This is a genomic window from Xenorhabdus sp. PB61.4 (assembly GCF_963894935.1).
Taxonomy (GTDB): Bacteria; Pseudomonadota; Gammaproteobacteria; order Enterobacterales; family Enterobacteriaceae; genus Xenorhabdus; species Xenorhabdus stockiae.
On record NZ_CAWQJR010000187.1, the window covers coordinates 1 to 19,659 of the forward strand.

At 43.0% G+C, this 19,659-nt stretch carries 24 protein-coding genes and 1 pseudogene; 22 read left to right on the plus strand and 3 right to left on the minus strand.

Annotated features, from left to right (window positions below; translation table 11 throughout):
* The first annotated feature begins 740 nt into the window (after positions 1-740).
* A complete protein-coding gene (locus tag AACX68_RS15665) occupies positions 741-1,241 on the plus strand; it encodes a bactofilin family protein (protein ID WP_339389359.1) in 501 nt (166 codons plus the stop codon).
* A 248-nt stretch (positions 1,242-1,489) separates the two neighbouring features.
* The gene (locus AACX68_RS15670; RefSeq protein ID WP_228859724.1) at positions 1,490-2,056 is read left to right on the plus strand and encodes a GNAT family N-acetyltransferase; all 567 of its coding nucleotides are present in this window, start codon (positions 1,490-1,492) and stop codon (positions 2,054-2,056) included.
* Between the two features lie 137 nt (positions 2,057-2,193).
* Here AACX68_RS15670 and AACX68_RS15675 read toward each other — a convergent pair whose 3' ends face one another.
* Positions 2,194-2,814, minus strand: a complete 621-nt coding sequence (locus AACX68_RS15675) for a phage repressor protein CI (RefSeq protein WP_099123504.1) — start codon at positions 2,812-2,814, stop codon at positions 2,194-2,196.
* A 202-nt stretch (positions 2,815-3,016) separates the two neighbouring features.
* Here AACX68_RS15675 and AACX68_RS15680 point away from each other — a divergent pair, with 202 nt between their 5' ends.
* The 15 genes and pseudogenes from AACX68_RS15680 (at position 3,017) to AACX68_RS15745 (ending at position 13,757) form a co-directional block, all read left to right on the plus strand.
* Positions 3,017-3,355 carry a DUF5347 domain-containing protein gene (locus tag AACX68_RS15680; protein WP_099123503.1) on the plus strand — a complete coding sequence of 113 codons (339 nt, stop codon included), beginning with the start codon at positions 3,017-3,019 and terminating at the stop codon, positions 3,353-3,355.
* Positions 3,356-3,440: 85 nt separating this feature from the next.
* Positions 3,441-5,381: a replication endonuclease gene (locus AACX68_RS15685; RefSeq protein WP_228859725.1), complete on the plus strand. Its 1,941-nt coding sequence runs from the start codon at positions 3,441-3,443 to the stop codon at positions 5,379-5,381.
* Between the two features lie 170 nt (positions 5,382-5,551).
* On the plus strand, positions 5,552-5,734 hold the full coding sequence (locus tag AACX68_RS15690; protein WP_099123501.1) for a hypothetical protein: 183 nt from the start codon (positions 5,552-5,554) through the stop codon (positions 5,732-5,734).
* A gap of 47 nt (positions 5,735-5,781) precedes the next feature.
* Positions 5,782-6,021, plus strand: a complete 240-nt coding sequence (locus tag AACX68_RS15695; protein ID WP_339389360.1) for a DinI-like family protein — start codon at positions 5,782-5,784, stop codon at positions 6,019-6,021.
* Positions 6,022-6,257: 236 nt separating this feature from the next.
* Positions 6,258-6,461 (plus strand): tail protein X, encoded by a 204-nt coding sequence (locus tag AACX68_RS15700; protein WP_099111664.1) that lies wholly within the window; start codon positions 6,258-6,260, stop codon positions 6,459-6,461.
* 9 nt (positions 6,462-6,470) lie between these two features.
* The gene (locus tag AACX68_RS15705; protein WP_099111665.1) at positions 6,471-6,734 is read left to right on the plus strand and encodes a hypothetical protein; all 264 of its coding nucleotides are present in this window, start codon (positions 6,471-6,473) and stop codon (positions 6,732-6,734) included.
* A gap of 1 nt (position 6,735) precedes the next feature.
* Positions 6,736-7,275: a lysozyme gene (locus AACX68_RS15710; RefSeq protein WP_228859727.1), complete on the plus strand. Its 540-nt coding sequence runs from the start codon at positions 6,736-6,738 to the stop codon at positions 7,273-7,275.
* Positions 7,272-7,772, plus strand: coding sequence for a lysis system i-spanin subunit Rz (locus AACX68_RS15715; RefSeq protein WP_228859728.1), 501 nt, complete (start codon positions 7,272-7,274; stop codon positions 7,770-7,772). The genes AACX68_RS15710 and AACX68_RS15715 overlap by 4 nt, the downstream gene beginning before the upstream one ends.
* Before the next feature lie 173 nt (positions 7,773-7,945).
* Entirely contained in the window at positions 7,946-8,581 is a 636-nt protein-coding gene (locus AACX68_RS15720) for a phage baseplate assembly protein V (RefSeq protein ID WP_228859729.1), read from the plus strand.
* On the plus strand, positions 8,578-8,919 hold the full coding sequence (locus AACX68_RS15725; RefSeq protein ID WP_099123496.1) for a GPW/gp25 family protein: 342 nt from the start codon (positions 8,578-8,580) through the stop codon (positions 8,917-8,919). Before AACX68_RS15720 ends, AACX68_RS15725 begins: the two co-directional genes overlap by 4 nt.
* Before the next feature lie 3 nt (positions 8,920-8,922).
* The gene (locus AACX68_RS15730) at positions 8,923-9,831 is read left to right on the plus strand and encodes a baseplate assembly protein (protein WP_228859730.1); all 909 of its coding nucleotides are present in this window, start codon (positions 8,923-8,925) and stop codon (positions 9,829-9,831) included.
* Positions 9,824-10,432, plus strand: a complete 609-nt coding sequence (locus tag AACX68_RS15735; protein ID WP_228859731.1) for a phage tail protein I — start codon at positions 9,824-9,826, stop codon at positions 10,430-10,432. The genes AACX68_RS15730 and AACX68_RS15735 overlap by 8 nt, the downstream gene beginning before the upstream one ends.
* Positions 10,429-11,064 (plus strand): annotated as a pseudogene (locus AACX68_RS15740) (phage tail protein); the annotation flags it as partial. The gene AACX68_RS15735 and the pseudogene AACX68_RS15740, both read left to right, overlap by 4 nt.
* Before the next feature lie 561 nt (positions 11,065-11,625).
* Complete coding sequence (locus AACX68_RS20200) at positions 11,626-13,326, plus strand: gp53-like domain-containing protein (protein WP_445286294.1); 1,701 nt, start codon at positions 11,626-11,628, stop codon at positions 13,324-13,326.
* A gap of 2 nt (positions 13,327-13,328) precedes the next feature.
* Positions 13,329-13,757 (plus strand): tail fiber assembly protein, encoded by a 429-nt coding sequence (locus tag AACX68_RS15745; protein ID WP_228859732.1) that lies wholly within the window; start codon positions 13,329-13,331, stop codon positions 13,755-13,757.
* A 26-nt stretch (positions 13,758-13,783) separates the two neighbouring features.
* On the opposite strand, the gene AACX68_RS15750 is transcribed toward AACX68_RS15745, so the two are convergent.
* Both AACX68_RS15750 and AACX68_RS15755 read right to left on the minus strand, forming a co-directional pair.
* Positions 13,784-14,401, minus strand: a complete 618-nt coding sequence (locus AACX68_RS15750) for a tail fiber assembly protein (protein WP_228859733.1) — start codon at positions 14,399-14,401, stop codon at positions 13,784-13,786.
* On the minus strand, positions 14,401-16,224 hold the full coding sequence (locus AACX68_RS15755) for a phage tail protein (protein ID WP_339389361.1): 1,824 nt from the start codon (positions 16,222-16,224) through the stop codon (positions 14,401-14,403). The genes AACX68_RS15750 and AACX68_RS15755 overlap by 1 nt, the downstream gene beginning before the upstream one ends.
* A 571-nt stretch (positions 16,225-16,795) precedes the next feature.
* Between AACX68_RS15755 and AACX68_RS15760 the strand changes: the two genes are divergently transcribed.
* From AACX68_RS15760 to AACX68_RS15780, 5 genes are all read left to right on the plus strand, one after another.
* Entirely contained in the window at positions 16,796-17,077 is a 282-nt protein-coding gene (locus AACX68_RS15760) for a type II toxin-antitoxin system RelB/DinJ family antitoxin (RefSeq protein ID WP_228859735.1), read from the plus strand.
* Positions 17,064-17,342: a type II toxin-antitoxin system YafQ family toxin gene (locus tag AACX68_RS15765; RefSeq protein ID WP_228859744.1), complete on the plus strand. Its 279-nt coding sequence runs from the start codon at positions 17,064-17,066 to the stop codon at positions 17,340-17,342. Before AACX68_RS15760 ends, AACX68_RS15765 begins: the two co-directional genes overlap by 14 nt.
* A gap of 189 nt (positions 17,343-17,531) precedes the next feature.
* Positions 17,532-18,704, plus strand: a complete 1,173-nt coding sequence (locus AACX68_RS15770) for a phage tail sheath protein (RefSeq protein WP_228859736.1) — start codon at positions 17,532-17,534, stop codon at positions 18,702-18,704.
* 11 nt (positions 18,705-18,715) lie between these two features.
* Positions 18,716-19,234, plus strand: a complete 519-nt coding sequence (locus AACX68_RS15775) for a phage major tail tube protein (RefSeq protein WP_038265769.1) — start codon at positions 18,716-18,718, stop codon at positions 19,232-19,234.
* Positions 19,235-19,332: 98 nt separating this feature from the next.
* Positions 19,333-19,650: a phage tail assembly protein gene (locus tag AACX68_RS15780; protein WP_099121949.1), complete on the plus strand. Its 318-nt coding sequence runs from the start codon at positions 19,333-19,335 to the stop codon at positions 19,648-19,650.
* The last annotated feature ends 9 nt before the right edge of the window (positions 19,651-19,659 follow it).

The following is a 19,659-nucleotide window of genomic DNA, read 5'->3' on the forward strand; positions in this document are numbered from 1 at the left end:
TTTAAATGTTAAAAATTTAGATTTAAATTTATTTATTAATAGGTTAGCAGAACAGAAGAAATGATAGAACTTTCATCTATTCAATTAGTTAAAGTCCAATATATTTATATTGGGTAAATTTAAATCGATAATTTCACGGTCAGATAAGTATTCAGGTAGGTTAGCTGAGGTGCAATTCTCTAATTAAAATTACATATCCTGTAATGAAATATAAATGAACTGTATTACATATGATGTTATTTTGTTAACTATTGGTTTGGTGATGTTGCATATTTATTAGTTTATATGGTTCTTATATTTCAGATATCAAAATATTTCTATCAAAATGAGTTCCCTGTGTTGGATTTTAAAGACAAACTATCGATAATTCAGACTATTAACCTTTGTTGGTAACGTTATCCATGTAATAACGGCATAAATACCTCTGTTATAGCTTCGTAGATTGTTTTTTATACTGGTACAATGCTAGGATGTATTTTCATCGCCTTTCTTCTATATCCACTAAGGCATAGAGACATAGATATATTTGCTGATGAAAGATAAAAGATTACAAGAACGAGAAACATATGGAAAAGTATCGTTTTTCAGATAACGCTTTTTTATACAGTTTATGGCTCGCTTGGGCTATTACACTGGGATTGTACGTATATGGCAACAATATTGGTTGTACCATAACAGCAATTTTATCTTTTTTAGCCTTGGTATTTTACTTTACTAATATGAAACAGAGAATGAAAGCTATGTTTGGAAAAAAAACTGAGGCATCTGCTGCCAGCCCGGTCACACAAATCACTCCTCCTGTACAGACTGAAGAGAAAAAAATCTCTGGCACTGAAGCCCGCGCTAATACGATTGTCGCGAAGAATTCCGTATTCAAAGGGGATATCGAGATGGAAGGGGATATCCAGATTTGGGGAAAAATTATCGGGAATATTCGCGTAAAAGGCGGGGCTATTCGTGTTATGCACGCCGGTAAAGTGGAAGGTGAGTTGATTGCACCTGAAATTATTATTGATGGTCACGTAGAAGGGACTTGCTGTGCGGAAACACTCGATATCCTTGAGCACGGCGAATTACGGGGTATCAGCCGTTGTGGGAGTATGTCAATCCGACGTGGCGGATTATTTATCGGTCAGTCTGAACAAGTGGAAAAAGAAAATAAGAAGAAACAGGAAGCAGAACGAATTATTTCCATCAAGGATACTCCGGGAGATAAGGCAAAATCTAAAGCTACTGCCTGATATCTGCTGATAAAATACTCTTCGGTTTTCAATTCGCGGAAATCAACCGGGTATAAAATTTCTATATTACTGCCGGAACGTGTTGTACTTTCCGGCAGTTTTTGTTTTGATATTTTTTCTTCTTTTACGTTATCTATGTGTTAGTTACATTCATCAAATCAGACCATTAAGTTATATGAGCGGTGAGACCCTCATATATCAATTCGATGCTATTTGAAATCCATATTTTCAATCAATAAGGGAAAATTGTGATTATAGAACTGGAAACAGAAAGATTATGGCTTCGTGCCTGGAAGGAAGAAGACAGAGAACCTTTTTACCGCCTGAACAGTAATCCTGAAGTCATGGAGTTTTTCCCCAATACGTTAACAAAAGAACAAAGCGACACACTGATTGAGAATTGTATTCGTAAATTTGAGATTCAGGGTGGTTGGGGATTATGGGCGGTAGAAGTGAAAGAAAGTGGTGACTTTATTGGTTTTGTTGGGTTGAATATACCTAGTCTTGAATTTCCATTTTCTACCTGTAGCCATATCGTTGAAATAGGCTGGCGTTTCGATAAGCCATTTTGGGGTAAAGGCTATGCCAGTGAAGCTGCCCGCAAAGTTCTTGATTTTGGGTTTACGGAAATCAGACTGGATGAGATTGTAGCTTTTACCACCCTGATGAATGCTCGTTCAGAAAATGTGATGAAAACGCTGGGAATGGTCAGAGATAAAAAAACATTTATGCATCCGGCTCTTGAGGAAGGTAACCCACTACGGGAGCATGTTTTGTATCGGATGAAATGCCCAACTTTTGTCGCTGCGATGTAACTTGAAACCTACTAAAAATACTGAAATAAATCCGAATAGATTTATGTGTTATGTTTCTTTTAACATGATAAACGCCATCAAAGTTATTCTGGCAATCAGAGATAACTTTGATGGAAAACGTATTGTTACGTAACTGGTTATTGTCTGGAGATCACTAAAGCCACGCGTCCAATGAATTGAATATCGCTGATAGCACAATCAAACGTAACATCATTATCACTGACGCGAATTTTACTGACAGGGATTTTGGCTATCTTCTTGATGCTGTGCATTCCTTCGATATCGACCAGCCATAAACCGTCCTGAATAGTGTCTTCTTGTGCATCAAGCAAATACCAGGATATGCCATCATCAACCACCAGAGGCTCTCTGAGATCTTTGGAAATCAATTCACTATCCAGAATAACCGGATCAGCCTCATTCAGTTTACCTCCTGACAGTTTTACACGGGAGATTGACGGCGCAATGATATCTTCCAATCGTTCTGTTTTTTTGATCCCTTCGCCGTTTGGAAACATCTCTCCTTGTCCTGTACTCAGCCATAGCAGTGAAGCACCCGTTTCGAGATTACACTGAATAATCCAATCCGCCGGAAAGCTATCACGAAGATAGCGGTTTGCCATTGTGCTTTTGGACACGCCTAAATGATCACTCAGAGCCTGACGGGATTTAAATCCATACGCGCGTACAAGGCGCTCGATAGCTGGTCGCCCACCACTATCAGCCCCCATTTTGATCTCAATATTGGTATTTTTCATTGACAGTATAGATAAGAGATATTATTATCCCACGAGAGATCTTGAAATGAGATCTTCATTGGGTCCGAATTGGTTAAGACGAAAACCATTAAGAGATATTGCATCATGAACATCCAAATTTCAATCCCTATACCTGATATCAGCGGTGTTCGAGGAATTGCTCTGACAATAATCACTCTGAAGGTGAAAGGGTGAGGAAAATATGGCGAATACGGAAAAAGAAAAGTTTGCCCAAATTAACCTCGGTCAGCGGTTGGAAGGATTGAACCATCTGTCTAAGATCAGAGCAATATACTGGGGAGATGATGAAAAAGAGTTAAAACGCTTTCTTGCGGACATGCGTGATAAAAGGGATTGTCATTATGAAGAGAACAAGCGGGCTTTATCCGCTATTTTCTATTTGGCAAATATTCCCCGTGCTCGCCATGACAGTGAAATCAGCCAGTTTACTTCTGAGGAAAAACACTCTCTGATCAAGGCGATGAATCATATTAAGGTTGTAGTTAGTCAGTTTCCCAGACATTTAACGTTACCCAGTTAACCACCTTTTAAATATTTTCTAATTTTTTTGAACAGATGGCATTTGTACGCCAGACATTCACATTTCCTTAATTAAGGTGGCATTGATGAATAGTGATCTTTTCGCTCATACATATAAACAGTCGGGCATGTTTCAGCCAAATATTCCGCAGAATGCTTCATCAGCAGAGCGTTTGTTATGGCAAGTTAACGCAGAAGATCACCAATGGCGCCACCAGTATATTGGCCAGATGCCGGATTTTCTGGCGAAACATTTTAGCCACCGTTATGCCGATATCTTTGCGCAATCAGGACGCAGGGATGCTAATGCTTACCTGAGAAAAACCGTCGGGCAGAATGTATTACCGCGATTACAGTTAGTTAAGAGCAGGTATCAAATCAAACATTCTGTATCGGGCATTGCTCCTTTTCCATTTATTGAACAATTGAGCAATATTGCGACTTATAGCCGTAAACCGCTTTTAAAGCTTGCTCATGAAATATCCGTGTTTATTACAGAAAACTATGAGCACTATTCTTCTATGAGTCAGAGTCACTCTGTTACGAATGACTCTTCTAACCGGCAGGAAGTGCAGCAAGTTCAGACTGAATCAGTGATGAGTGAATCAGCACGATTTTCTCACATGACTGAGGTATATCAATTAATGGCAAAGCTGACTTTGCAATGTGGCATTCATCCCCCTTATTGGCGGCAGTTCAATTATGGGCGAAAAACACTGTCTGTTGATCAGCTTTGCGCCGGCATGTTGCGCATGATGTCCATACGCTGGTGGTCTTTTCGCTTAAAACGCTTGCGGGATACTCAATCCGAGCATATGGCAATTGCAGTTGGACAGGTACAGAACGCAGCCTCGCCTTATGTTTCACTACTGGCTTTACGCGAATGGCTGGAACAAAAGCGGCGCAATCGTGAGTTTTTTCAGCATTTTGATTTAGAAAATGAAGCAGGAGAGCGGATTTCATTAGCTGAGACCGTCGTTCACAGTAATGCTAATCCTGCTATTCGTCGCTGCGAGTTAATGGTCAGAATGCGCGGTTTCGAAGATATTGCGAATCAAATGGGGTGTGTAGGCGAGTTTTATACTATCACTGCACCAGCAAAATACCATGCAGTCAGGCATAGAGGGGGATTTGTCCAAAAATGGGAAGGTGCAACTCCCCGTGATACTCAGCGCTATTTATGCAGTGTATGGGCAAAATCTCGCGCAGCTATTGCCCGTGCGGGTATTAAGCTGTTTGGCTTTCGGGTTGTTGAACCCCATCATGACGGGACACCACACTGGCACATTTTGCTGTTTATGTTGCCGGAACATGCTTCACAAGTCAGAAAGATCCTTGAACACTACTCTTGTCAGGAAGAAAAGGAAGAGTTACTGCGTAACCATGATAAAAAATCTCGTTTTGATTACCGGGTGATAGATCCTAATCAAGGTAGCGCGACAGGTTATATCGCAAAGTACATTTCCAAAAATATTGATGGTTATGCTCTGGAAGATGAAATTGATCATGAAACGGGAGGATCACTGCGCGATATGGCTAAATCAGTAACAGCTTGGGCGAGTCGTTGGCGAATTCGACAATTTCAACAAATTGGTGGTGCTCCGGTTTCTGTCTGGCGAGAACTACGTCGACTTAAAGAAGTTCATTTACCTGATAATAAAATGAATGACGTTTTACAGGCTGCGGATAAGGGAAACTGGGCGGCTTATATTCAGGCTCAGGGAGGGCCATGGGTTGCCCGTCGTGATTTGGTTATCAGGCTCGCTTATAAGCATATCCCTTTTGGTAGCCCTTATGGTGAAGATATTCACTCCATTCAGGGAGTGACATCATCGTTGCTCAGTCAGGAAAAATATATCTGTACACGGATCCATCAATGGACAGTTGTTCCGAAATCTGATGCGCCAGCTACATCAGAGCGGATTGTCTATAAACGACACAAAAAATGGCCCTCTTGGAGTTCTGTCAATAACTGTACGGATAGACAGGGAAGACGAGATTGTGATATAGATGTGAAATGGTTTTGATAAATGTTATTTTTTAGATAAAAGTTTCCATGAAAGAAATAAATAATAGTTTTTAACTATCAATTTTTATCTTTAAGAAAGGAAAAAACTACTTTAAATTTTCACTAATTAGGTGTACTGTATGCATATACAGTTATAGAGTGGAGGCGGACATATCAGTGGACTCTCTTATGGAATCATTGGTAGCACAACGTATTAATTTTATTGCCAGAATGGCAACAAGTTGTGAATGCAATCAGGCAGAAGACAAAGAACTGGCACTGGTCTGGATAGCAGAGTTATCTGCGCCTTATGAAAAAAGTCTCAGTGGTTATAATAATTTTTTAAAAAACAAATCATTAGATAATGAATGATTGAAAAACTTCGGGTTCGGTAAAAGAATAGGTTTTAGCGGGAGAAAATGATGCGAGTTGAAATACTTTTCGATAAGCGAGCTAATGTTTCTGAATCAGTCATGTCTGCACTTGAAAGCGAGTTAAAGAAGAAAATACTGCCACAGTATCCTGATACTAATTTTAGAATTGCCCTCAGCAGCAACACGTCCGTAAAAGTGACAGGGAGTAAAAACAGTAGTGACCATGATCAAATCATGGAACTGATCCAAAGTGTCTGGGAGGACGATAGTTGGTTATCGGATTAGGCCTGATGGGTTGAACCCTCCAATAAACGGATAATAAGCAATTTAAATAGTATAAGGGCAGGGATTATCCCCTGCCCTTATACTTTCCTGAACAGTGAAAATAAATCCCATCTGGCAAAATTGCCCTTCATTTGTGCTATTTCCCCAACAATGCCGTTTCATTGAGGCATTTCGCTGATTATTCGATCATAACTCTCCGATTTACCGATTATTTTCTGCAAATAAAAGGAGAGTATATGCAAATTATTGCACAACAAAACGAAACGGTAGACGCTTTGTGCTGGCGTCATTATGGCCGGACTTTAGGTATGACGGAGCGTGTATTGCAGGCAAATCCGGGGCTGGCTGATTTTGGCGCGACATTGCCTCATGGAACAAAAGTTGAAATGCCGGATTTTGTGCCCGTTGCCAGTAAGCCTATGATTCAGCTTTGGGATTGAGGGGCATGAATGGATAAATATAGCCATGCCACTTATGCCTGTGCCAGCACAACCGCCATTTTTTCCGGTCTTTCTTTATATGAGCTGAGTTTTCTGTTGGGAGTATTAGCCAGCATTTCTCTCGGTATTTTGACTTATCGTCTTAATCGACGTGAGCAGATGAAACGCACTTTAATCTTAAAAGATATTCTGGAAAATCTGGAGGTAGAGCCTGCATCTAAATCAGCCAGAATCGTCAGCGAGCTGATACATAACGCACCAAAAGAGCTGTGATATGCAGGATCTCAAAACCAGACTCAGCCGGTTGCTCATTGGCCTGATTATCGGTGGCGCCAGTTCTTCGGTCATTCTTTCCCAGTTTCTTGATGAGAAAGAGGGCAATCGGCTTGTAGCTTATCAGGATGCCGGTGGTATCTGGACGATATGCCGGGGTGTGACGCGTATTGATGGAAAGGCGGTATATAAAGGGATGCAACTGACTGCTGAGCAATGTGAAGCGCTGAACCGGGTTGAAGCTGACAAAGCGATTGATTGGGTGAAAAAGAACGTTCATGTTCCGCTGACCGAGCCACAAATTGCGGGAATTGCCAGTTTTTGCCCGTATAACATCGGTCCCTCAAAATGTTTCTCCTCAACCTTTTATCGCAAACTCAATGCCGGAGATAAAAAAGGCGCCTGTCAGGAGATTAAACGCTGGATTTACGATGGCGGGCGAGATTGCCGGGCAACCAAAGGACAGCCGAATGGCTGTTATGGGCAGGTATTACGACGTGAACAGGAATCTGAGTTGGTTTGTTGGGGATTGGAGGAATGAAGAAAATATCGTTAATTGCCGTTTTTGTCATTGGAGGATGCACTGGCTGGTGGGGGCATCGTTCACTGTTCCTTGGTGAGGTTGCGAACCTTAAACAACAGCATAGTGCTCAGGTTGTTGCCATTCATCAGAAAGCGAATCAGGAAACATTGTCAGCTATTCAAAAGATGAAAGATGCTCAGAGTAAAGCCGCCCAATTAGATGAATACTATTCCGGAAAACTAGCTCATGTTACTGAAGAAAACACCGCTTTGCGTGCTGATATTGCCGCTGGTCATCGCCGGGTGCAAATCGCCGCCGCCAACCTTGCTACCTGTCAGCTCACCCAAAAGCGAGATACCGGCCCCCGCAGCATGGGCGATGGAACCCAAGTCGAACTCACTGCAAAAGCTGGACGCGATATTTACGATATCCGAGCAGGGATCATCAGTGACCAGTCCAAATTAGATTATCTGCAACAGTATGTCCGTGAAGTGGTCAGGCAATGTAAATCGTAGCCACTTTGAACAACTGAACATGGCTTCTCACAGAACCTATAAAAGCCTTTTTATCTCAGGATGAAAAGGCTTTTATTTTTTTGATTTAATTGGTTTTTATCTGCCGTTTTGTATGTCTGTTCCTACAAGCCTAGTTTAATGTTTCCCCCAATTTTTCATGGCATTCTTACGCCATGAACACACAACTCACTGAACTGATGCGCTTATTGCGCAACCTGATCCGAACAGGCGTGATTACCCAAGTGGATACCACAAAGGGTACATGCCGGGTCGCGACAGGCAATCTCGAAACCGACTGGCTGCACTGGTTGACATCCAGAGCGGGAAATTCCCGCACATGGTGGGCGCCCAGTGTCGGTGAGCAGGTTTTATTACTGTCCATAGGCGGCGAACTGACCACCGCCTTTGTATTGCCAGCAATTTTTTCAGATGAGTTTCCGGCACCATCAACGTCTCCTGAAGCAACACATGTTCAGTTTCCGGATGGTGCAGTGATGGAGTATGAGCCGCAATCAGGTGCATTAACTGTGACTGGCATCAAAACCGCGACAGTGACTGCATCGGATTCCGTCCATATTACTGCGCCGGAAATCACCTGTGTTGCCAGCACCCGGATTACGCTGGATACACCGGAAGTCATCTGTACGCAGCTGATGAGCACAGGAAATCTGATTGTGCGCAACGGCGGCAAAATGACGGGCAATATTGAACACACCGGCGGCACATTCAGTTCCAATGGCGTGATCGTGGATTCCCATAAACACATCGGCATCCAGTCAGGCCGTGACACATCAGGAGGCCCCGTATGATGTATCTGGGGATGAACCGGCAGACAGGCCGGGCGTTGAGCGATTTGGACCATGTCCGGCAATCCGTCAGCGATATTTTACTGACCCCAGTCGGCAGTCGTATTGCACGTCGTACTTACGGGTCGTTACTGCCTGAACTGATTGACTGGCCACAGAATCCGGCAATCAAACTTCAGGTTATGGCGGCCAGCTATACCGCAATCAGCCGTTGGGAGCCACGTGTGACGCTGACGTCAATCACGATGGAAACCCTACAGGACGGCAGAATGGTGGTGGATATTACCGGTACTTATCACCAGTCCGCCAAAGAATTTTCACTCTCAATTCCGGTGAGGTAAGCAATGCCAACAATCGATTTAAGCCAGTTACCACCACCGGATGTGGTTGAGCCACTGGATTACGAACAACTGTTAGAAGAGCGTAAAAGAGGCCTAATCTCGCTTTACCCCGAAGAGCAACAGGATGCCATTGCACGAACACTGCAACTTGAATCCGAGCCTTTGGTGAAATTGCTGGAAGAGAATGTGTATCGCGAACTGCTTCTGCGCCAGCGCGTTAATGAAGCTGCCCGCGCGGTTATGGTGGCCTATTCAACCGGTAGCGATCTGGATCAGCTGGGTGCGAATAACAACGTATCGCGCATGGTTCTGCGTTCTGCGGATAACTCAACCGTCCCGCCGACTCCGGCTGTGATGGAGTCTGATAATGATTATCGTGTCCGAATTCCACAGGCTTTTGAAGGCCTGAGCGTTGCAGGTCCGGTGGGGGCTTATGAATTTCATGCCCGCAGTGCGGATGGCCGTGTCGCAGATGCTTCGGCAATCAGCCCGTCACCGGCTAACGTCACAGTCACGATTATGTCCCGTCAAGACAAAGGCGTTGCATCCAAAGAGCTGCTGGAAATTGTCGAAAAAGCCCTGAACGACGAAAACGTCCGTCCTGTGGCTGATCGCCTGAAAGTTCAGTCAGCAAAAATCGTGGAATATGAAATTGACGCAGTGCTGTACATCTTCCCGACACCGGAGTCAGAACCTATTCGCAAAGCAGCGGAGCAGAAGCTGAAACATTATGTCGAAGCGCAGCATCGTCTGGGGCGTGACATTCGTTTATCTGCGATTTATGCCGCTTTGCATGTAGAAGGTGTCCAGCGTGTAGAACTGAAAGCGCCATTGAAAGATGTTGTGCTGGATAAAACACAGGCTTCTTACTGCACCAAAACCACGCTGACAATGGGAGGCTCTGATGAATGATCGCCTTCTGCCGATGGGTTCAACGCAGTTAGAACTGGCTGCGGCGAAAGCCTGTGCCAAGTTGCAGAAGATCAAAATCCCATTGCGTGAGCTGTGGAACCCGGACACTTGTCCGGCCTCGTTACTGCCTTATCTGGCATGGGCATGGTCTGTAGATCGCTGGGACGAGAACTGGCCTGAGAACATCAAAAGGGAAGTGATCAAAGGTTCACTATTCCTGCATAAACATAAAGGAACAATTGGGGCAATCCGACGGGTGATTGAACCGCTGGGTTATCTCATTCGGGTTAAAGAGTGGTGGCAGACCAACGATGCACCGGGCACCTTCCGGTTGGATATCGGTGTTCTGGAGAGCGGTATTACCCATGAAATGTTCGAAGAGCTGGAAAAACTGATTTTCGACGCCAAGCCAGTGAGCCGACATTTAATCGGGTTGGATATCAACCTTGATACCCGTGGTGGATATCACTACTCGGCAGCGACTTACAGCGGTGACGAACTAACCGTTTACCCCTATTTCCCGAAAGAAGTGACCGTATCCGGCTCAGAAATTGTGGGCGCAGGGGTACATATTATTGACAACATGAGGATTAGACCATGAGTACCAAATATTTTGCGCTGCTGACACAGTTAGGCGCAGATAAATTGGCAAATGCTGCGGCACTGGGTACGAAAATTGAAATTACCCATATGGCCGTTGGTGATGGTGGTGGCAGCCTGCCGGTACCGGATACCAAACAAACCAAATTGATTAATGAAAAACGCCGGGCAGCAATTAATACGCTGAGCATCGATCCGAAAAACACCAACCAGATTATCGCGGAACAGGTTATTCCTGAAGCCGAAGGTGGCTGGTGGATCCGTGAAATCGGTCTGTATGACAAAGATGGCGTTCTGGTTGCAGTAGGTAACTGCGCAGAAACCTACAAACCGCAATTACAGGAAGGTTCCGGCCGTACTCAGACGATCCGAATGATCCTGATTGTCAGTAGCGCAAATGCAGTCACGCTGAAAGTTGATCCATCCATTGTTCTGGCAACGCGTGAGTATGTGGATAATTCCATCACAAAACACGCGAACAGCCGTAACCACCCGGATGCAACGCTGAAAGAAAAAGGATTTGTGATCCTGAGCAGCGCGGTAGACAGCAATAGCGAAACCCATGCAGCAACACCGAAAGCGGTGAAAGCGGCGTATGATCTGGCTAATGCGGCGAATAATAATGCGAATACGCGTTTGGAGAAAAATAAAAATGGCGCGGATATTCTGAACAAAGACGAATTTGTAAAAAACCTCGGGTTAACGGAAACCAGAAACCTAGCTCAAAATGCGTACTCTAAAACCGGCGGCAAAATCGAAGGCAAAGTCGATGTTGCCAGCGATATTGAAGCAGCCGGCTGGATCGGAGGGAAAGAACTCTGGGAGCGTAAAGCTGACGGTGGCTGGATAAGGGCATACAGTCCTCAGAATAAACCGACAGCGGAGGAAATTCAGGTTGAACCCCGTTTTAATACAACTATTGACCTGACTGGGTTGAGCAGTGATCGCTATTATCCCGTATGGTGGCGCTTTCCACATAATTACGGTGGAGCCAATGCATGGTTGACCCTACACCGTACTTACTCTGAAGATTGGGAAAAAAAACCATTTGGAGAAGGTGTCACACATTTGGCGGGGCTTCAACTTCAAATAGAAGGCAGTGAAGTTGCATGGGGAGGAGATGCTCAATACCTGAATATTAAACGCATTCGTCAAACTTATCGTAATACGGTCAAAAGTATCCATTATCGTATGATGAGTATTGCACGACCAATAGACGATAAATATCCTCTTTACGAAGGTGTAAAATCTGGCGATATTGTTCAATCTCCTGTATTCAGTGGTTGTTATTTACGGGGTGGCTTAACTTATCATGTCACCAGTAATTTTGACGGTATTCATTATTCCCGTGAGGAAGGAGAAGTAGAGGCACATCAATCAATACAACCTCATAATAAATTTGAAATTAAATGGATGGTGAAATCTTATTCTATTGATGATCCTCTATTAGGTAAAGAATACAACGATACCGTTCTGCCTTATGGCCATGATTATGCTGAAACCATCAATCTGGCAAAAAATGCTTACCCTAAAACTGGTGGGAAAATCGAAGGCAAAGTGGATGTTGTCAGCGATATTGAAGCAACTGGCTGGATTGGTGGCAAGGAACTCTGGGAACGAAAACCTAATGGTGAGTGGGTGCGGGCTTATACGCCACAAAATAAACCCTCTGCTGCTGATATTGGTGCATTACCAATAACTGGCGGACAAGTGGCAGGTAATGTGGATGCAACTGGCTGGATTGGTGGTAAAGAATTGAGGGAGCGTAAATCTGATGGTGGTTGGGTGCGAGCATACACTCCCCAGAATAAACCCAGTGCAGCAGAAATTCAGGCTGAACCGCGTTTTAACACCACCATTGACCTGACCGGATTGAGCAGTGACCGTTATTATCCCGTATGGTGGCGTTTTCCTCATAACGATAGTGGTGCTAATCCATGGCTAACCATACATCGTAATTATGCCGAAAATCGGGGAGATAAAAATCCGTTTGGGAAAGATGTAACACACCTTGCAGGGTTGTTATTACAAATGGAAGGCGGAGATACCCGATGGGGGGGAGACGCACAATATCTGAATATTAAACGCATTCGTCAAACTTATCGTAATACAGTGAAAAATATTCGTTATGCAATGATGAGCATTGCACGACCAATAGACGATACATATCCTCTTTATGGCGGCGTAGAATCAGGCAGTATTGTAGAATCACCTGTAATGAGCGGTTGTTATTTACGAGGTGGTTTAACTTATCATGTCACCAGTAATTTTTCCGATATTAATTACTCTCGTGAAGATGGAGAAGTAGAAGCGCATCAATCAATACAGCCATACAATAAATTTGAAATTAAATGGATGGTAAAATCCTATGCCATTGATGACCCTCAATTAGGAGCAGAATATGATGATACTGTTCTACCTTATGCCCATGATTATGCAGAAACCATCAATTTGGCTAAGAATGCTTATCCTAAAACAGGTGGGAGAATAGAAGGAAAAGTTGATGTTTCCAGTGATATTGAAGCAACTGGCTGGATTGGTGGAAAGGAACTTTGGGAGCGTAGAACTGATGGTAGTTGGGTTCGTGCCGCTACATTAGATGATATAACAGCAAATAAGAGTACAGCTCAAAAAGAGCCTAACGGTTGGTGGAAATGTGGCGATACAGGGATGATTATTCAGTGGGGAGTAGTTCATGGTCGCAGTGGTACAACCAATGTATCTTTACCTATACCTTTTCCTACTACAGGAGCAATGGCTGTAGGTACTGTTTATAAAGCTATACATTACGGAGATGATGATGTCTCTTCTTCTGTCATGTTGGTAGATAACAGTACATTAAGAGTAACCATAGACTATAATTTGCCAACAGCTTGGATTGCAATAGGATATTAATTATGTACTTTTACAGCGCAAAAAATAATGCATTCTACCCTACTATATTAAAAAAAGATTATATTAATGCTGGATCATGGCCAGATGATGGTATTGAAGTCAATGATGAGATTTATTCAGAGTTTGTAAGTAATATCGCCCCAAAAGGCAAGATTCGTGCTGCTGGGAAAAATGGTTTACCTGCTTGGAGAAATATTCCCCCACCAACTCAAAAAGAACTGTGTCAACAAGCAGAAGTAAAAAAGAAAAAATTAATGGAGTACGCTAAAGATATCATTTCTCCTCTTCAAGATGCTATTGATCTAGACATTAGTACAACTGAAGAAAAGTCCATGTTAAATGAATGGAGAAAATATAGAGTAGAACTTAATCGCATTGATTGCAGCATTGCACCTAAAATAGCATGGCCCGAACAACCAAAAATAAAATAATTACAGGGGCATAATGCCCCTGATCATTATTCTGGCTTTTGAGGCCAATCAATTTTTTTGATATCTGAAATATCAAGTTCAATCAATTTAATACTATACACTTCCCATTCACGTAATAGTGACATTTCCTCTTGTGAAGCCATATCAAGCCGAACTTTACGTTCCAATTGAATAATTTTTTGTTCAGCTTCATGTACCAGAGATTGTTTTTGATCTTCTACTTGTTGTAAGTCATGCTTTTGTTTTTCGGCAAGATCAATTACCCATTGCTTTCCATCCCATTTATCAAATGAAGTCTTAGGCTCAAATAGAGTCAATTCAGAAGGTAGCTCACCGATTACCTGTATTTTCTGAGATTGCTTATTTTTAATATGATAAGCCGTTTTTCCACGATAATCAGGGATATTAACCCATGATTTTTCATCGGTACTGCGACACACAGCAATATCAGCCGAATCAGGTAATTCAGGTTCATCCAAATATGCGCCAGCAGATAAGCTGACACCAATCACAGTGCGTTCCATATCTGCACAAATATATTCTTTTGTTTCGGTATTAGCCCGATAAACCATTACCCAGCCATTAGAAGTCGCAAAACCATTTTCATCAAATTTTGGTGTTTTAAGATCTGTTGTATATTTCATTATGCTGCTCTCACTATATATAAAAATGCGATATTACGGGGACGGGTGCTAAACCACCATGAAGCTACTGTGGATGATCCTAAAGCTGCGGTGGAAACTGTTCCCGGTATTCCTGAATCAGCATTCCCACCGGGAATAGATTGATTATTTGGTGCTTTTGCCGTATCAGGCTGTGTTTGAGTGGTAAAATCAGCATTATCAAAAGGGATACCGATAGCTGCTGCATGAACTCCATGAGAATCATTCCCCACATAATCAAGGATTGCTGTTCTAATTAACGTAGGTGATTGATAACTTAGTAAGCCACGCCCATTATCAACTCCACGTCCACTATCCCAAGCGCGAATAAACTCACCGCGTAAATCGGGTACAGCACCAGAAGGGTACGCCATTGCTAATTTAGGATACTGGGATGTATTAAATTGCTGACCATTACATTCAAAATAGCCTTCAGGTGGGTTTACATGAGACCACGGCAAAGGAACTCCAACAGGGATATTAGTTAATGAGTGAACATCCTCTTCTGTTAATATTCGTTTACTTCCCTTAAAGTTACCATCTTCATCAAAAGCATAGGTTGAAATACCAAATGGACCAGTTTTATATCCGTAATCAAAAGAAATTCCTCTAGCGTGCTGTGGCCCATCAACTAAAGGATGAGCTACATGAATTGCCAGTGCCCCAAGTTTTTCTAAACCTTCATTAGGTCTTAAAAAACCTGAGCGTCCCAAATCACGTGAACTAGGATCGTCATAGAGATTAGCGGCTTTAGATAAAATATATCCCGATGTTTTAGTATTATTATTCAAACGAATAAAACGGTTATCTGATTCGGATTTATTATAACTATCATCTAACGTAGCAACAGTTCCATCTTTTTGAGGAAAACGTAATACCCACTGATTTTTGTCATCGTTATTACGTTGAACAAAATAAATAGCCTTCCCATCTTGAGTTGTTTCTAACAATATAAAATTTTTCGTATCTTGATGTAAAAATTTGATGCTTCCATATCCACTATGCCGGATAGTATTCCTTGCATAAGAATTTACTGCACCAGGACAAGTTAATTCTCCATTTTTAGCAAAAATCCAATCCCCTCCACCATCGTAACCATTACTAATACGCAGTCCATCGCCACCTTTGTCTTTATATATCCATGCTCGTGCTTGTCCATCATCATCGAAGAATGCAAAATGTTGTCTTTCATCTCCTTGACATCCAACAATACCAGACGCTTTTATCGCACCATTTAATTTCCCGCCAGTTATCGGAAATGCACCAACATCGGCAGCAGAAGGTTTAAATGTGGACGAATAAACCATATTCCATCCTTCCCATTCAACACCATTATCCCATGATTGACGTATAGCTATTTGTCCGGTGTGAGAAACATAGCGTTGAGAAATAACACCACTGCTATTCTGCACCTCTAGTATGCCGTAACTATATAATTCGCTCGGGGCATCAGTGACGGTAGTAATATTTTCAATTCCTACTCTATAGAAGCCACTCGATAAGCAGTCCTGAAATTTGCCGCCATTACCAAGAAAAGCTAATTGATTGTTTGGTATAGCTCCAATATCGCTCGCAGAGGGTTTATTAAACGGGGTATAAGCCCGTTCTTCTTTACCTGTATTAGGATCTTTCTCCCATAACTCTTTGCCCATAATACAGTTATCGGCATGGATAACCCCAGTAATTTTGCCCCCTGAACTAGGAAATGCCCCGATATCTGCGGCGGAGGGCTTATTTGCAGAACTATATTGAACACTCCATTCAGAATATTCCTTGCTAGGATACCATAACTGGCGAACAGCCATGTGTCCGCTGTGTGACATATAAAATTGTGAAGTACTCGAATGACTCACAGTTACAATCATCATGCCATAGCCGTAAATTGGATTTCCATTCACTTTAGGGAAATCTGATACTGTTGAGGTATCAGAAATAGCTATGTTGTATATCCCTGCTGTATTACAACTTTCGAATGTACCGCCATTTCCCACTTCTCTAACAATAGATTTGGATAATGCCCCAGCAGCCAGATTAACGGTTTCCGTTAACCCGAGGTTTTATAGAACACTATGTGAATACATGATAAGACTGATAACAGCGGACGAAAGGCAATAACCAAAAAAGTAATAAGCAAAAGCATACACATTTTATAGTTCACTTAATATCCAATATTCCAATTTATAGAAACACTAGACAAAAAGAACAAAATACAAACAAAATATGGTTGTTTTTAGTGCTTTCTTTCACCTTGCACAGTGTATGAGTAAAAAATTCTCATTTGCCATAACTCCAGAAATAGCACGTTTTTTAGTCTTGTTATGTGACTACAGTGGGACTACAATCAATAGCTATTATGTAAAGAAAGAGGGGGTTTTTATGGCTAATGAAACTTATGTCAGGGCGAAAATTGACCCTAAAACTAAAGAACTTGCAACTATTGCACTCCAATCTATGGGGTTGACAGTAAGCGATGCTATTCGCATGTTGATGGTACAGGTAGCGGAAAAAAATACACTACCCTTCAAAGTGAAAGGTACTCATTACCGGAATGCTTCTCGCACAAAAGCTGCTATTAAACAGCTTGAAAGCGGGAATGGTAAAACGTTTGATAGTGTTTCTGCTTTCATGGATGATCTAAACAATGATGAGGAAGATTAGTCGTTCTTCTGAGTTCAAGAAGGACTATAAGCGCGTGAAGAAAGGTAAATATCGTGCAACTATCGATGAAAGTTTAGTTGAAATACTGGATATACTGATAAATGATAAACCAATCCCGCCAAGATACGTCGATCATCCACTAAAAGGAAACTGGCGGGGTTTCCGAGATTGCCATCTTCACCCAGATCTACTGCTGATTTACAAAAAAGTTGGTAATACCGTTTTGGAGCTTGCCCGATTAGGCTCACACAGCGAGTTATTCTGATAACTCCTGAATAAACCGTCCACTAGGACGGATTTTTTTACCTGCTGCACACCTAAAAATCCAACCAACTGATTTAAAACAAAAATATCCCAACCAATTTGTACCTCCTGTCACACATACCTAACAGAATGATTTTACAGCCTTAATCCGCCAATATATGCCCACACCTTAACAGGAGAGAACGCTAATATGGCACAAGATTATCATCACGGAGTCCGTGTACAGGAAATTAACGAAGGTACTCGTACCATCACTACCGTTAGCACTGCTATCGTTGGTATGGTTTGTACTGGTCCTGACGCAGACGCAAAAACATTTCCATTAAATACTCCGGTTCTGCTTACTGACGTTATGAGCGCCAGTGGCAAAGCTGGGCAAAAAGGCACTTTGTCCGCATCACTGAAAGCAATCGCTGCTCAGGCTCTGCCTGTGACTGTAGTTGTTCGTGTGGAAGAGGGCGAATCTGAAGAAGCAACTATTTCTAACATTATCGGTGGTGTTACCGAAGCTGGTAAGAAAACCGGTATGCAGGCACTGTTGGCGGCACAAAGCCAGCTCGGTGTTAAACCACGTATTCTGGGTGTTCCGGGTCTGGATTCAAAAGCAGTGGCTGCTGAACTGGCAAGCGTTGCCCAGAAACTGAAAGCAATGGCGTATGTCAGCGCTTATGGCTGCAAAAATATCTCTGAAGTTATCAAATATCGTGACAACTTCAATCAACGTGAATTGATGCTGATTTGGCCTGACTTCCTGAGCTGGGATACTGTTACTAACAGCGAATCTATCGCGTTTGCAACTGCTCGTGCTTTGGGTCTGCGCGCCAAAATTGACGAAGAAACCGGCTGGCATAAAACCCTGTCCAATGTTGGTGTTAACGGTGTGACTGGTTTGTCTGCTGATGTCTTCTGGGATCTACAAGATACTGCGACTGATGCTGATCTGCTGAACAAAAGTGGTGTTACTACCCTGATCCGCAAAAATGGTTTCCGTTTCTGGGGTTCCCGTACTTGTGCGGAGGATTCACTGTTCCAGTTCGAAAGCTATACCCGTACCGCACAGGTTCTGGCTGACACCATGGCTGACGCACACATGTGGGCAATCGACAAGCCACTGACTCCATCACTGGTACGCGACATTATTGAAGGCATCAATGCTAAGTTCCGCGAACTGAAAGCGGGTGGTTACATTATTGATGGTCGTTGCTGGTATGACGACAAAATCAACGATAAAGACACCCTGAAAGCAGGCAAACTGACCATCGACTACGACTATACACCTGTACCACCACTGGAAAACATGATGTTACGCCAGCGTATTACAGATAGTTACCTGATGGATTTCGCGAAAAGTATCAATAAATAAGGGGCTAACTGATGGCATTACCTCGCAAACTTAAGTACCTGAACTTGTTCAACGATGGCAACAACTATCAGGGTATCGTGGAAGAACTGACACTTCCTAAACTGAGCCGCAAACTGGAAGCCTATCGTGGTGCCGGTATGAACGGCAGCGCAATGGTGGATCTGGGTCTGGATGAAGGCGCACTGGATGCGGAATTCACTCTGGGCGGGATCGAATCTCAGCTGTACAAACAGTGGGGCATTGCACAAGTGGATGGCGTCATGCTGCGCTTTGCCGGCTCTTTTGAGCGCGAAGACACGGGTGATGTGGTTGCAGTTGAAGTTGTGATGCGTGGCCGCTTCCAGGAGTTCGATCACGGTACTTATAAACAAGGCGACAACACACAAACCAAAATTACCGCTAAAAACACTTACTTCAAACTGACCTGGGATGGCGAGGAACTGATTGAAATCGATACCGTCAACATGGTTGAAAAAGTGGGCGGAGAAGATCGTCTGGCACAGCATCGCCGCGCTATCGGTCTGTTTTAATCGCTCTTTTAATTAGCAAATTTCAAAACTTATTCCCTGTCTCACCCAGCATATTTTCGGCTGAGGCAGGTTTTTACTCGGATAAACAAGGTTGAATTATGACTGAAGCACTGAAAACTCAAAATGAAGATCTGCGCACAATCGAACTGGAAGCTCCACTGGCGCGAGGCAACGGAAAAATCACGGAAGTGACGGTACGTAAACCTACCAGTGGTGCGCTGCGCGGTGCTCGTTTACAGGCACTGCTGGAAATGGATGTGGATTCTATGTTGCTGATTCTGCCACGTGTTACCACTCCTGCATTGACCAAGAATGACCTGATGATGATGTCACCCGGTGATCTGATTAATCTCAGTGTGGAGGTGGTCAATTTTTTGTTGCCGAAGTCGGTCAAGTCCGATTCCCAGAACGATTAACCGTTGATG

What these genes read in the sequence shown, in the direction of transcription:
- AACX68_RS15680 (WP_099123503.1), top strand. Translation starts at nt 3,017, where the DNA reads ATGGCGAATACGGAAAAAGAAAAGTTTGCCCAAATTAACCTCGGTCAG.
- AACX68_RS15710 (WP_228859727.1), top strand. Translation starts at nt 6,736, where the DNA reads ATGCAGGATCTCAAAACCAGACTCAGCCGGTTGCTCATTGGCCTGATT.
- AACX68_RS15745 (WP_228859732.1), top strand. Translation starts at nt 13,329, where the DNA reads ATGTACTTTTACAGCGCAAAAAATAATGCATTCTACCCTACTATATTA.
- AACX68_RS15715 (WP_228859728.1), top strand. Translation starts at nt 7,272, where the DNA reads ATGAAGAAAATATCGTTAATTGCCGTTTTTGTCATTGGAGGATGCACT.
- AACX68_RS15675 (WP_099123504.1), bottom strand. Translation starts at nt 2,814, where the DNA reads ATGAAAAATACCAATATTGAGATCAAAATGGGGGCTGATAGTGGTGGG.
- AACX68_RS15685 (WP_228859725.1), top strand. Translation starts at nt 3,441, where the DNA reads ATGAATAGTGATCTTTTCGCTCATACATATAAACAGTCGGGCATGTTT.
- AACX68_RS15760 (WP_228859735.1), top strand. Translation starts at nt 16,796, where the DNA reads ATGGCTAATGAAACTTATGTCAGGGCGAAAATTGACCCTAAAACTAAA.
- AACX68_RS15780 (WP_099121949.1), top strand. Translation starts at nt 19,333, where the DNA reads ATGACTGAAGCACTGAAAACTCAAAATGAAGATCTGCGCACAATCGAA.
- AACX68_RS15735 (WP_228859731.1), top strand. Translation starts at nt 9,824, where the DNA reads ATGAATGATCGCCTTCTGCCGATGGGTTCAACGCAGTTAGAACTGGCT.
- AACX68_RS15730 (WP_228859730.1), top strand. Translation starts at nt 8,923, where the DNA reads ATGCCAACAATCGATTTAAGCCAGTTACCACCACCGGATGTGGTTGAG.
- AACX68_RS20200 (WP_445286294.1), top strand. Translation starts at nt 11,626, where the DNA reads ATGAGTATTGCACGACCAATAGACGATAAATATCCTCTTTACGAAGGT.
- AACX68_RS15765 (WP_228859744.1), top strand. Translation starts at nt 17,064, where the DNA reads ATGAGGAAGATTAGTCGTTCTTCTGAGTTCAAGAAGGACTATAAGCGC.
- AACX68_RS15690 (WP_099123501.1), top strand. Translation starts at nt 5,552, where the DNA reads ATGGAATCATTGGTAGCACAACGTATTAATTTTATTGCCAGAATGGCA.
- AACX68_RS15775 (WP_038265769.1), top strand. Translation starts at nt 18,716, where the DNA reads ATGGCATTACCTCGCAAACTTAAGTACCTGAACTTGTTCAACGATGGC.
- AACX68_RS15700 (WP_099111664.1), top strand. Translation starts at nt 6,258, where the DNA reads ATGCAAATTATTGCACAACAAAACGAAACGGTAGACGCTTTGTGCTGG.
- AACX68_RS15695 (WP_339389360.1), top strand. Translation starts at nt 5,782, where the DNA reads ATGATGCGAGTTGAAATACTTTTCGATAAGCGAGCTAATGTTTCTGAA.
- AACX68_RS15705 (WP_099111665.1), top strand. Translation starts at nt 6,471, where the DNA reads ATGGATAAATATAGCCATGCCACTTATGCCTGTGCCAGCACAACCGCC.
- AACX68_RS15725 (WP_099123496.1), top strand. Translation starts at nt 8,578, where the DNA reads ATGATGTATCTGGGGATGAACCGGCAGACAGGCCGGGCGTTGAGCGAT.
- AACX68_RS15755 (WP_339389361.1), bottom strand. Translation starts at nt 16,224, where the DNA reads ATGGCTGTTCGCCAGTTATGGTATCCTAGCAAGGAATATTCTGAATGG.
- AACX68_RS15665 (WP_339389359.1), top strand. Translation starts at nt 741, where the DNA reads ATGTTTGGAAAAAAAACTGAGGCATCTGCTGCCAGCCCGGTCACACAA.
- AACX68_RS15720 (WP_228859729.1), top strand. Translation starts at nt 7,946, where the DNA reads ATGAACACACAACTCACTGAACTGATGCGCTTATTGCGCAACCTGATC.
- AACX68_RS15750 (WP_228859733.1), bottom strand. Translation starts at nt 14,401, where the DNA reads ATGAAATATACAACAGATCTTAAAACACCAAAATTTGATGAAAATGGT.
- AACX68_RS15770 (WP_228859736.1), top strand. Translation starts at nt 17,532, where the DNA reads ATGGCACAAGATTATCATCACGGAGTCCGTGTACAGGAAATTAACGAA.